The following is a 12943-nucleotide window of genomic DNA, read 5'->3' as shown; positions in this document are numbered from 1 at the left end:
ATACTCAAAGTTATATAATAGTTTTATAGTATAATAAAAATTAAGTTCCACAAAATGTTCTATATGGACGTTTTGATGGTTCAGGCAATGTAGAATAGTATTCATAATTTTTAGAGTAATCATATGGTGATGAAAGAGCCTCTAGAAGTTTATCCATTACGCTATAGTCACCATTCTTCACTGCCGCTTCTAATGCCTCTTCTACTCTATGATTACGTGGAATTACTACTGGATTAGAGTTTTTCATAAGTTCTTTTGATTCATCTTTTGATTGATTTTGTCTTGTTAGTCTTTCTCGCCATATTTTATACCATTTTTTAAATTCTTCTGTTTTAAACATTTTAGTATCTTCTATATTATCAATTGTTAATTCACGGAATGTATTTGTATAGTCTTCACTATGCTGATACATAATTATTAAAAGGTCTTTTATTAATGCTTCATCTTCTAATTCTTCGTTAAATATCCCAAGCTTAGCTCTCATTCCAGAAAGCCAATTTGCTTTATATATCTCATCAAAATCTGAAACTGCATTTTGTGCTAATTCCACAGCTTCATCTTGATTAGTATGGAGAAGTGGTATTAGTGTTTCAGCAAATCTTGCAAGATTCCAAGCAGCCAGTTTAGGTTGGTTTTCATAAGCATATCGACCTTGAGTATCAATAGAGCTAAATACAGTTGCAGGATCATATATATCCATAAAGGCACAAGGTCCGTAATCAATACTTTCTCCACTAATTGCCATGTTATCAGTATTCATGACCCCATGTATAAAACCAACAAGTTGCCATTTTGCTATAAGCTCAGCCTGTCTTTTTATTACTTCTTGTAGTAAAGAAAGATATTTATTTTCTTTATCATCTACATTTGGAAAATGTCTATTTATAGTGTAGTCAGCTAATTCTTTAAGCTCATGAACATTTCCAAATCTTGAAGCAAATTGAAATGTTCCTACACGTATATGACTTGAAGCCACACGAGTCAGTATTGCACCAGGTAAATAGCTTTCACGTATTATTGGTTCACCGGTTGTAACAACAGCCAAACTACGAGTTGTAGGAATTCCAAAAGCATTCATTGCTTCACTTATAATATATTCTCTTAGCATTGGTCCTAATGCAGCTTTACCGTCTCCACCTCTTGAATATGGAGTTCTACCCGAACCTTTAAGTTGAATGTCAACTCTCTCACCATTAGGAGTTATATGCTCTCCTATTAACACAGCTCTACCATCACCTAACATAGTAAAATGTCCAAATTGATGTCCTGCATAGGCTTGAGCAAGTGGCACGGAACCTTCTGGAATCTTATTTCCAGCAAATATCTCTAATCCTTCATTGCTTTGTAGAAACTTTGAATCTAGTCCTAATGATGTTATTAAGGAATAATTAAGTGCAACCAATTTTGGTGATGGCACATGACTTGGATTCTGTTCAGTAAAAAATATTTCTGGAAGACCAGCATAACTATTATCTAATTTAAAACCTGTTCCTATTATTTTCTTTTCTTCTGTCATAATATCTCCTTTGCTTATTTTAGTTTTTATATATAGTCTTTTTAAATATCCAATTCTATAATAACGTCCCATTTTTAGTTTCTACTTATAGGAACTTATTATACTAGATATATTTAAAGTAAAATCTCTTTGTAATTTAAATTATAATTGCTTAATATATATTAAGCATGTAGGTCCATTTTTAAAATTAAAGTAACTATAGCCATAACATCTCATTAAAAATAAATATTATTAAATAAGTATTATTATATATAATTATAACATGTTTACCATTTATTTACCCAAGTTTTATTATTATAAAAAAGATTATGGAAAAACTTTATTGTTTTCTCCATAATCTTATTTTAATTTTATAGGAATTGTTTTCTATTATTATATAAAGATTTATATCCTAAATTTAAAGATAAAAATACAGTTAGGCAAACAGAGGTACAGATTGCAATCATAATAGCTATTTGGTACATAATAGCTGTAGTAGGTACTGTACCAGATAATATTTGTCCAGTCATCATTCCAGGTAAAAAGATTATCCCCATTCCAACCATGGAATTTAATGTAGGAATTAATGCAGTTTCTAAAGCATTGTTAGCAAAAGGCTTTAAAATATCTTTAGGTTCCACGCCTAAATTAAGTAAGGTGTTAATTTTGCTTTTTTCTTTGTTTATGGAATCCATGAAAGTTTTTATCCCAATGTTTATTCCAGTCATGGCATTACCAATTATCATACCTGCTAAAGGTATGGTATATTGAGGATCAAATATAGATTTTTTCACGACTATACCAACAAAGAAAAATAGAATAAAAAGCCCTGCAAATGTTAAAGAAATTCCTATTGCCAGTTTAAAATAATTGTTTAAATCTTTTCTACTTCTAATTACTCTATTAATAGAAAATGTAATCATGCCTACTAGAAAAATTACAGTAAATATAGGCTTAGGATTACTAAACATATATTGAAGTATATAACCTACAATCACAAGTTGAACTGACATTCTTAAACTTGCAATTAAAAGAAGTTTTGTTTGATTAATTTTTGATTTTTTCATTATAAGTAACACTATAATTAGCAGTAAATAAATAAGTGAAAACTGAAAAATACCAAGTTTAGCTACTCCTTCCACAGTTTGTCCCCCTTAACTATTTCAATTTTATTTTCACAGAAAGCATCAACAATATTTTTATCGTGGCTTACTATTACCATATCAATATTCTTTTCTTTACAAAAGTTTGTTATATTCTCCATTACTCTATGGCTATTCTTTTCATCTAAGGCTGAAGTTGGTTCGTCTAATAATATAACCTTTGGGCATAATGATAAAAAAATAGATATATAAACTCTTAAACGTTCTCCACCAGAAAGGGTAGTTGCATTTTGGTCTAAAGGGACGTTTACTAAGCAAATTTCGGTAATATAATGTACATAATCCATCGTAGGAATAGGCTCATCCCTTAGTGAATAAAAGATTTTAAAATTATCTAAAATACTCTCATCAAAAAGAAATGGTTCCTGTGAAACCAAGCTTACATTACGCCTTAAAACAATGGGATCATATTCTTCAATTGCTTTACCGTTATATAGCAACTCTCCTGATATTGGGCTTATGGAATTGTTCAATAGTTTTAAAAAAGTACTTTTACCACTTCCACTTTCACCAACAATAAAATTAATTTTACCTTTTTCAATTCTCACATTATCATAAGTTAAATTAGACTTGTAAATAAGATTACTCGCTTGAAATAATGGTTCATTCATTATATCCACTTCCTTTATCTATATTAAAACTAATATCACACCTATTATTTCAGATATTTCCATAAATCTATAAAATTAACTTTCTACTTGATTATTAGAATATCTTTTTCGAGTTAAATCCGCTCATTGACTATAGGGTGATAAATAATATCTCTCTGAAAGACATTCCTTTTAAATAATCTTCATATATCCTTGCATTTCTATTGGATACTCACAAAGAATTTCAATAACAAGTTCATTTTCATTTATATAATATGCTTCTAATTTCTTTTGGATTAATTTATAATTTAAATTTTCTAAAATAACTTCAGCTTTATTTTTATTTGCATTTACTCTAAATTTTTCAATATTTATATAATGTGCTTTTTCATTACATTTAGGAGAATTTCTTTTTACTATTGATAAATTTTCAGGAACTAGTTCCCATTGATATTTTTTAAATAGCTCATTTTGCTCCTCCTAGTCATTCAATTTTTAGGATTTGCAAAGGCTATTTCATCATATTTTTATAATAATGCAATAGCCTCTACTACGCATTAAAAATATCTCTTGTCATAAATAAAAATGAGCCAATATGATAAAAATCATATTGACTCAATACTTTAAAATAAAGCCTAATTTATTTATGGTACGGTTCCCCATAAATAATGTTAACTTTCATTATTGTAAATTCATCACAGAATAATATTATTTATTAATCACTGAATTAAACTCCCTCTTATAATTTATATGGCCAATCATTACTACTAAGAACACTAATAATTCTCCACCTAAATTACTAAGCCATATGCCGTTATCTCCTATTATTCTTGGCAATATTAGTAAAGAAATTTGAGTAGCCAGAAATCCTCTAAATACGCATATAGTAGTTGAAATTTTGCACATTTCGATACTTTGAAAATAAGCTGCTTTAACTATATTAATACCAGCAAAGAAAGTTCCTAGGCTAAATATTTTAATTGCATTATATGTTGTTTCTATCAAATCGATATTGGTAGTAAAAAATGATATTATCCATTTTCCAAATATGAGAAAAATAAAATAATTAACAAAGGCTGCTACAAGCGTACTTTTTATAGCTAATGAATAATAATATTTAACTTTTTCCTCTTCTCCAGCCCCGTGATAAAAGCTTAATAGCGGTTGCATCCCTTGGGATATACCTATAATTATCATATTTATAACTGTTAATATATAGTTTATTATGCTATAGGTTGCAGCACCATTTTCCCCAATTCTCTTTAAAATTACCATATTAAAAGCCATTGTTACAACTGCTATGGTACACTCTGTTAAGAATGCTGGAAATCCTATTATTGTTATATCCTTAATTGCTTTAAAGGATATTTTGCATCTTTTAAAGCGGAGGACTCCTTTTCCACTTAGAAAGTACACAATTGCTATGGCCATGCTTACAAGCTCACCTAACCCTGTAGCAATAGCAGCTCCTATAACGCCCCACTTAAATATAAAAATAAATATATAATCTAGCAATATGTTAGTTAATGCTCCTGCTATCATTGCAAACATAGCAAGCCTTGGTGCACCATCATTTCTTAAAAAACAGTTTAACCCCTGGCTTAAAACTAAAGGTACAGAAAATATGAAACAAAACCTTATATAATTATACACATCCTCTATTAGAGACTCCGGTGCTCCCAAGACATAGGCTATAGGTTTTGAAAAAAATACACCTACTATAAATATTACGATTGCCACTATAATTAAGAATAAAATAGATTCATTAAATTTATTTATAGCCTCCTGTTTTTTACCAGCTCCTAAGTTCATCGCAACTAATGTTGATCCACCAACAGAAATTATTAGCCCTAATGCTGTAGCTATCAGGTTTGGTGGAAATGCTATATTTACTGCTGCTAGTGCATTACTTCCAACCCCTTTACCAACAAACATTCCATCTACAACAATGTATAATGACGTAACTAACATTCCAATTACAGCTGGAATTACATAGTTAAAAAATTTTCTCATCAATACAATCCCCTCCTTACAGAGAAGAATTATATACTCTACAACTATTATAGAGTCAAGAAAATTTTTACTTTGCAACCTTTATAAATAATTCCATAAAACATTTCTCTTTATCATCACAAAACTCTGAAGCTATATAGCTTTCATACAAAGTCCCTTCAACTCTTAAATTTTCATCCTCAATAAATTTAAAAAGTTGTTTTACATATTTTTCGTGGTTACTATAATAGTCAATATAAAGGATAGATGCATATAATCCTTCTTTAAGTTCACAAATCTTAATCTTTTCATCTTCTTCTATATCGTTATCGGTAATATTAAAATAAATATTATATTTTGCCTCTCTTTTTTTGTTAAACTCTTCATAGTTTATTTCATATAGAACTTCCAAAGTCAAAAGGTCATTTAGCTTAGGAAGTTTATTTAAGGCTTTTCTAAAATTTATTTCTGCATCTTCTAAATCTTTATTCACCACATTTATCTTAGCAATCTTCTTTTTAGGTTTTTCATTTAGAAATGCTGCTCCTAAAGATTTCGTAAGCATATACTTTATGTATTGGCTTTTCTTTTGAATTAAGTTTCTTTGCTTTTGCAATTCCTTAATCTGTCTATCTATTTCATATTCTTGATTTTGTAAGAGTCCAAGTGAGTCTTCTATATTAACTTTGTTTGATATAATTTCTTTTATTTCTGAAAGAGATAATCCTAATTTTCTATAAAATATTATAAAATCTAATTTATAAAATTGTTCTAAAGAATAGTATCTGTATCCATTATCCTTAACTAAACTTGGTTTTAAAATCCCTAATTTATCATAATGTCTTAATGTTTGAACAGACAAGTTAGATAGTTTAGATATCTCTCCTATTGAAAAATATTTTTCCATAATAAACCTCTCTTTAATGGTAGCCATATTAATTATAACTTACATATAAAACCTATTATATATTTCCGTTTGCATTTCTCTGTGCATTGCCCAAACATTGCAATTTTGATTAGCCAATACTGAAACAGTAATATATTCTGTACATATATTTTTAAATTCAAGAGTCACTTACAACATCCCTATTATATAAAAAATAATTCTGTGTACAATTTTACCACTATAATATTGATTATAACATATATTTTCTTCTCACATGGCTCCTCCTATATTTCATTATCTTTAATTCTTCTTGCTAAATCTTTCACTTTTTCTTCTATAATTTTTGCAACTTTAATAAATTCTTCATCAGAATTACCAGTAGGATCTTCTAATCCCCAATCTTCAATATGATTAGCTGATAAAACAGGACATACAACATTACATCCCATTTTTATAACAATATCTGCCTTTGGTATATCAGTAAGTAATTTAGATTTTTGAGTTTCATTCATATCTACTTTATATAAATCTTTTATTATTCTTACTGCATCTTGATTAATTTGAGGTTTAGTTTCAGTTCCTGCTGAATAGCTTTCAAAAACCTCACTTCCATATAATTTACCTAATGCTTCTGCCATTTGTGATCTACATGAATTATGAACACATACAAATGCTATCTTCTTTTTCATCATTAATATCTCCTTCTATTTAATTATTTATAATAATTTATCTTCTTACGAACTCAAAAAAACTTGACAATTAAAAGTTTATTGTCAAGTTTTTATAGATTATATTAAATCTATATTAGAATCATACCATAAGCCAAATTTAGTAAAAATTTTCAAATTAATTATTTAAATATTTTATTTTAACATCATTATTTCATATAATGATTTGTCTTTTATTGTCTCATTTATATCCTTATAATTTATATTAATTTCTGTTTTACCATTAAACCTAAAATAATATGGATTAACTATCATCCCTGCGATTTTTCTTTTTAAAAATGGCAACCCACTTAATAAACTTCTATCCTCTATTAACTCAGGGTTAGATATACTAATTTTTATATTATCCTTTTTATCTTCCCAATTAAAATTCAATTGCTGAGGATATTGTTTACCACCTAGATGAGTGATATAATTACTTTTTTCTAAAGTAAGTTTACTTCCATCACCTGTTAAAATTTTATCTCCCTTTGCAAACATAAATAAATTAACTCTTTCAGATCCATATTTTTTATCAGCTACCATTTCAAAAAATATTGCTTTATATTCTCCTATATCTAATCTTCCCCAATACCAATGATTAATAATCTTAGTTAGTGGTACATTACCCCAGTTATGATCATGATATCCTCTTCCTGCTACTTCACGTTCCTTTCCTTCAAATTTAATTTTACCATTTACTGTTCCATATGGTATTGGTACAAACCAAGCAAAGAAATCCTTTTTTTCTTCTCCAAAAAAGGCCTTTCCTACTCCAGATCTCCAAGAAGGAACAACACGATTAAATTGTAAATCTGCAGATATATCTTCAAAATCTACATGTAAATTATAAGTTTTCAAGTCTCCTTTAACCCAATTATTAGCAACCTTCACATCACATTGCTTATCTGATGCAGAAAAATCCTCTTTAGGAAATTCTATTAATTTTAAGTAAGTTTTTCCCTCCGGTGTTGTTATGCTAAGCTTTACAAGTGGTGTTAATGGTACCTTTATATTTGCATATGACTTTGTAAAAAATATAGCTACAACAGTTGTCCCATCATCTAAGTGAGCATCAAAATACCACCATTCAAACTTACCTGAACTAGTATCAATCCTAATTCCATCCTCCCAAATGGCAGGTTCTTCCTTTAGCCCTTCTTTTTCAAACCATTCTTTAGACATTCCTACCTCAAGTAACTTATTCATAAATATCTCCTCCCAATATTAATTATTAAAATATCCCCACTTAATATTATATCATTTTAAAAAAACACTATTACTTTATTTTCCAATATGGTTGATATTTATGTGTTTTAATTTTACAAAACCTAAATTTCATTAACACTTATCATATCAATACTTTAGAAGAAAGTCTACGTTACTTATGGTATGGTTCACTCTGCCTAATTCTAATTTATTGGGTAGCACACCTAAATCTACCACAAATAATTTTGCTGTAATCTAGCTCTCTTTTCTTTATTAAAGCCATATTCTTTTTCTAAATATTCATCTATGGAGCCATATCTTTCTTTAATTGCATTTAAAGCACTTTCTATATATTCTTTTCTTACCTCCATAAAGACTTTGAAAATTTCTTTGCTATCTTCATCAGTTAACAAATTGCCAAGAGATTTAAATAATGCTTCATTCATACTTGAGCGATATACATTAGTTAATAAATAGTCTTCTATAACAGTTTCCTCTGGTACTCCTAATGCTAGTAATACTAATGCAGAACCTATACCTGTCCTATCTTTACCAGCTGTACAATGCTGAACTATTGGCATTTTATCTGGATATTCAATATACTCCATAAGTTTTTTAAAGGCTTTGTTATCAAATAGCATCTCTAGATAACAATTTTTAAGAAGATCCTCTAGATTACCTAGTGCTTTTAAGCTTTTACTTTCCTTCATTAAGGAAAACATATCAAAATTAACATCACTATTATCAAAAGATTTTATTCCAGAAATATTTATATTTTTAATTCCTTCAATTAATGGATCTGGTTTTGCATTAACTTCACCCTTTGAACGATAATCCAAAATTGTTTTTATACCTAAACTTTTTAGATATTCCATATCTTCTTCCATTAACCCAGCTAATTCATCAGAACGATAAAAAATATTCCATTTAACCCTTCTACCATCCTTTGTTTTATATCCTCCTATATCACGAAAGTTACTAGTACCCTTAAATGGTATTAATACTTCCGCAACTATTTCTGAAACATATCCCTCAGCTTTTAAAATAAAATAATTTCTTCTTGTAGTATCTGGATCGTCAAAAATAGCTGTATTTTTTCCTTCTACAGTTGTAATATATTCTTCAATTCCATTTACATCAGGAGTTTTATTCCAATAAATTTTAACCTGCTTAAGTTCTTTTTCTGACTTCCAACTAATATTTATTTTGTTATCATTAATTCTTTTAATCTTTACATCTTTAAAATATTTTTTATCTTTTTCTACCTTTAAAAAATCCAAGCTCACTCTCTCCTTTTTGTAGTTTACTTATTAAATTTTATTATATCACAGAAAAAGCACCAATCTTCCAATGACTGGTGCTTTATCCTTTTAATTTCATATAATAAATTCTTATAAAATATCCCTAAATATGCTTAAGGTCAACATAAAAATTAATTAATCTAAAGTAATTACATGTGTTTTATCAATTGTCTTTCCATCTTTTTGTTCAGTTGCGTGGAGCATTATTTTTTTACTAGATGGACTCCATGCAACAGGTGCATAATATTCTCCTTTAGAAACTAATGATTTTTCACCTATTTTTACATCTACTACATAAACACCCTCAGATCCCATCATATTAGATATATAAGCTACTTTTGTTCCATCTGGAGACCAGCTTTCACCAAATATACTTCCTTCAGCCAATGTTTGCATGTTCTCTCCATTTAAATCAGTTACTATTAAAGCATTACTTTCTTTTTGAATTACTTCAATAATAAAGTTCTTTTTATCAGGAGATAATTTAAAGTTAAAAACTTGCTCGTTAATAAACTCTTTAGTTTCTTTTGTTTTAATATCATAAACCTTCATTTTTTTCTCTTCACGCTGTTGTGTTCTATAATATATTTTATCTCCGACCATTACTGGATTCATTATACACATTCCATTAATAAGAGCTTCACTATGGAAGTTCGATGTATCTCCTGTTGCCATTTGTTCTTTTTCTACATTTTCTATTTTTGCTGAAGTTCCATCAATTTTTACAATATAAAAACCCTTAATATTCATATATGGCATAATTAATTCTTCATTATTAATCCATTGAGCTTGTGTTAAGTCAGCCATATCCATAGATGGCTCATTAATTTTAACTTTTATATTCCCTTCTGAATCTGTAATATATCCTATATTTTCTTTTTCAAAATCATTTACATAAAATACATGTTTCTTATCAGGTGAAGAAATAGCATAACTTTGTAGCTTTGATTTATCAGCAATACTTTTTTCTGTTTTAGAATTTAAATCATATGAATAAAGACTTTTCACTTTAAATTCTCCAAGGTTATTTTTTATAGGATCTATTTCTTTATTTTCCTTTGAAACAAGAATTTCATTTTCTGATAACCAATCATATCCTATTAATCCTTCATAAGTATTAATTTTAGATGCAGTAACATTATCTGCTAAGATATTTTTTGTATCCTTTGTAACATATATTTTCTTAATTCCTTGTTTAATTACCTTTTGACCTTCTGGTTGCTTTTTTGCAAACACTGGAACTGATGCTAAAGCACATACAGCTGCTGTTAGTATTAATATTTTTTTATTTATCATTTTTAATCCCTCCATATTTCTTATGAGTTTACTATACCAACTTGATTTTTCGAAAGTATATCGAATTGTTTCAATACTGTAAACTTTTATAAAATAGGAAAAGAAATTAAAAAGATTGTACCTTTAGGTTCGTTATCCCTTAAAGAAATATTTCCATTTTGCTTTTCTATTAATTCCTTTACTATTGAAAGTCCAAGACCAATTCCCCCATGTTTTTTAGAGCGATCTTTATTAACTGTATAAAAAGGTTCAAATATTTTTTCTTTTGCGTCCTTTGGGATTCCTATTCCTGTATCTGATATTTCTATATATACATATTTATCTTTAATATAATTCTTGATTAATAACTTTCCTTCTGGTTCATTGTATTTTATACCATTGTCTATTAAATTCGTAAAAATATAAACTAAGCTTTCTTTATCACCCCAAATGACTGATGATTGTATATTAGTTATCATACTAATATTAAATTTCTGTGCTTTGCCTTTCATACGGCTGCATATATCCTCAAGGATTTCTCTAATGTCAAGCTTCTCTGTTTGAAGCTCAAAATCATATTTTTCAAGTGAAGATAAGTATAATACTTTCTCTACCGTTTCATAAAGTCTTTCTGTTTCCTTTGCTATATTAGCCTTTGCATCTTTAAGTAAGTCAGGATCATCAGAATACATCTCTAATAAATCTGAATATGCTTTTATAACTGTAAGAGGGGTTTTAAATTCATGAGTTATATTCCCAATAAATACTTTCTGCTGCTTTTCTAATTTTTTCACTTTTTCTAGTGCCAATTTTAACTTCTGATGTTCGTCCTTTATTTCTTTAATATTTTTTTCAATTTGATTACTCATATAATAAAGCCCTTCACTTAATTCACCAAGTTCATCATTTCGTTTATATGGAACAATATCATTATGTAAGCCTCTTTTAATGTTAAGGACATCTTTTTTTAGCCTTAAAATAAATTCTACATATCTATTAAAGTAAAAATATCCTGCAATAAAACTAAATATAAATACAACAAATCCTATCCTAATAAAAAGTAATTTAATTTCATTATAAAATTTAATATCATTTTCAATTGAATACTCAAATTTAATTGCACCTATTTGACTTTCATTATTATATAATGGAGCAATATAAATTATAGTATTTCCACTAACCTCATAAGATATATTACCCTCCAGTGCATAGGAGAGCGTTTCCTTAATTTTAGCAGTGTCACTAAAAGCCATAGAGCTAACAACTTCTTTTCCTTCCATATCATATATAACTGCACGCATTCCATTTATTGAATTTAACTGTCTTACAAGTTCTTGTGCATTTCTTTGTAAAAATCCCTCTTCATCCTTTATAGGGTCTGTAATAGACATCTGTTTAACATATGTATTTGCAATTTTCCCCTGACGTGCTAAATACTCTTCTTGTTGCTTTTGTTGATTGTTCTTTATTCCTCTAAGGACTAAAGTACTGAGTATACTTACAGTTAAAATTAAAAGAGTTGCTAAAAAAGCACTAGATTTAACCTTTATACTAACTTTCATGGATTTCACCTATAGACTTATATCCTACCCTATACACAGTCTGTATTATATCTTGGTAAGGCTCCTGTAATTTCTTTCTAAGCCTTTGAACATGAATATCCACTGTCCTAGTACCTCCAAAGTATTCCATTCCCCAAATTAAATCTAACAATTCTTCTCTCGTATATACTCTATTTAAATTTGATAATAAAAGTACTAGCAAATCAAATTCCTTAGGGGTTAGTTCCAACTCTTCCCCTTTTATAAGAACTTTTCTTTGCTTTAAAATAACTCTTAAATCCTTAATTTTTATCTCCTCATCCTCAGATTCATTAACATTTTTATTTAACCTTCTAATCAGCGATTTTGTTCTTGCTAATATCTCTCTTATATCAAAGGGTTTTACTATATAATCATCAGCACCTAATTCTAAGCCTAATACTTTATCTACAATATCATTTTTTGCAGTAAGCATAACAATGCCTAAGTCATCTCTATCACCTAATTTTTTACACACTTCATAACCATTCATTTTAGGCATCATTACATCCAAAATAACTACATGTGGTTTAAAAGTTTGTATTTTCTTTAATGCTTCCTCTCCATCATAGGCTGTTTCAATAATATATCCCTCTCTTTTAAGAGCATAAGCAATTGCATCAGCAATACTTTTTTCATCATCCACTACTAATATCTTTTCTTCCATTTGCCACCATCCTTAATAATTTCAGTATAATACTAATCTTTATTAGAAGAATTATTATAACTCTACTCTTTTCACATA

At 28.3% G+C, this 12943-nt stretch carries 11 protein-coding genes; all 11 read right to left on the bottom strand.

Annotation, left to right across the window (positions count from 1 at the left end):
- Positions 1-40: 40 nt before the first annotated feature.
- A complete protein-coding gene (locus ACZJV1_RS08155) occupies positions 41-1516 on the bottom strand; it encodes a protein adenylyltransferase SelO (protein ID WP_463652148.1) in 1476 nt (491 codons plus the stop codon).
- Between the two features lie 350 nt (positions 1517-1866).
- Positions 1867-2637, bottom strand: coding sequence for an ABC transporter permease (locus ACZJV1_RS08150; protein ID WP_463651979.1), 771 nt, complete (start codon positions 2635-2637; stop codon positions 1867-1869).
- Positions 2625-3269 carry an ABC transporter ATP-binding protein gene (locus ACZJV1_RS08145; RefSeq protein ID WP_463651978.1) on the bottom strand — a complete coding sequence of 215 codons (645 nt, stop codon included), beginning with the start codon at positions 3267-3269 and terminating at the stop codon, positions 2625-2627. The genes ACZJV1_RS08150 and ACZJV1_RS08145 overlap by 13 nt, the downstream gene beginning before the upstream one ends.
- A 687-nt stretch (positions 3270-3956) precedes the next feature.
- Complete coding sequence (locus ACZJV1_RS08140) at positions 3957-5261, bottom strand: MATE family efflux transporter (RefSeq protein WP_463652147.1); 1305 nt, start codon at positions 5259-5261, stop codon at positions 3957-3959.
- 67 nt (positions 5262-5328) lie between these two features.
- Positions 5329-6147, bottom strand: a complete 819-nt coding sequence (locus ACZJV1_RS08135; protein ID WP_463651977.1) for a MerR family transcriptional regulator — start codon at positions 6145-6147, stop codon at positions 5329-5331.
- Between the two features lie 263 nt (positions 6148-6410).
- Positions 6411-6815, bottom strand: a complete 405-nt coding sequence (locus ACZJV1_RS08130; RefSeq protein WP_463651976.1) for an arsenate reductase/protein-tyrosine-phosphatase family protein — start codon at positions 6813-6815, stop codon at positions 6411-6413.
- Positions 6816-6989: 174 nt separating this feature from the next.
- The gene (locus ACZJV1_RS08125) at positions 6990-8042 is read right to left on the bottom strand and encodes a lipocalin-like domain-containing protein (protein ID WP_463651975.1); all 1053 of its coding nucleotides are present in this window, start codon (positions 8040-8042) and stop codon (positions 6990-6992) included.
- 230 nt (positions 8043-8272) lie between these two features.
- Positions 8273-9322, bottom strand: coding sequence for a tyrosine-protein phosphatase (locus ACZJV1_RS08120; protein WP_463651974.1), 1050 nt, complete (start codon positions 9320-9322; stop codon positions 8273-8275).
- A gap of 156 nt (positions 9323-9478) precedes the next feature.
- Positions 9479-10639, bottom strand: a complete 1161-nt coding sequence (locus ACZJV1_RS08115) for a hypothetical protein (protein WP_463651973.1) — start codon at positions 10637-10639, stop codon at positions 9479-9481.
- Positions 10640-10725: 86 nt separating this feature from the next.
- The gene (locus ACZJV1_RS08110; protein ID WP_463651972.1) at positions 10726-12180 is read right to left on the bottom strand and encodes a HAMP domain-containing sensor histidine kinase; all 1455 of its coding nucleotides are present in this window, start codon (positions 12178-12180) and stop codon (positions 10726-10728) included.
- On the bottom strand, positions 12170-12865 hold the full coding sequence (locus ACZJV1_RS08105) for a response regulator transcription factor (protein WP_463651971.1): 696 nt from the start codon (positions 12863-12865) through the stop codon (positions 12170-12172). Before ACZJV1_RS08105 ends, ACZJV1_RS08110 begins: the two co-directional genes overlap by 11 nt.
- Between the last annotated feature and the right edge of the window lie 78 nt (positions 12866-12943).

The organism is Clostridium sp. LS3, from assembly GCF_055330225.1.
The sequence above is the reverse complement of the archived record's forward strand: the minus strand, read 5'-3'. Positions and strand labels throughout refer to the sequence as shown.

Bases quoted from the DNA above. Each gene is read 5' to 3' on its own strand.
- ACZJV1_RS08155 (WP_463652148.1), bottom strand. From the start codon at position 1,516: ATGACAGAAGAAAAGAAAATAATAGGAACAGGTTTTAAATTAGATAAT.
- ACZJV1_RS08145 (WP_463651978.1), bottom strand. From the start codon at position 3,269: ATGAATGAACCATTATTTCAAGCGAGTAATCTTATTTACAAGTCTAAT.
- ACZJV1_RS08140 (WP_463652147.1), bottom strand. From the start codon at position 5,261: ATGAGAAAATTTTTTAACTATGTAATTCCAGCTGTAATTGGAATGTTA.
- ACZJV1_RS08135 (WP_463651977.1), bottom strand. From the start codon at position 6,147: ATGGAAAAATATTTTTCAATAGGAGAGATATCTAAACTATCTAACTTG.
- ACZJV1_RS08130 (WP_463651976.1), bottom strand. From the start codon at position 6,815: ATGAAAAAGAAGATAGCATTTGTATGTGTTCATAATTCATGTAGATCA.
- ACZJV1_RS08125 (WP_463651975.1), bottom strand. From the start codon at position 8,042: ATGAATAAGTTACTTGAGGTAGGAATGTCTAAAGAATGGTTTGAAAAA.
- ACZJV1_RS08115 (WP_463651973.1), bottom strand. From the start codon at position 10,639: ATGATAAATAAAAAAATATTAATACTAACAGCAGCTGTATGTGCTTTA.
- ACZJV1_RS08110 (WP_463651972.1), bottom strand. From the start codon at position 12,180: ATGAAAGTTAGTATAAAGGTTAAATCTAGTGCTTTTTTAGCAACTCTT.
- ACZJV1_RS08105 (WP_463651971.1), bottom strand. From the start codon at position 12,865: ATGGAAGAAAAGATATTAGTAGTGGATGATGAAAAAAGTATTGCTGAT.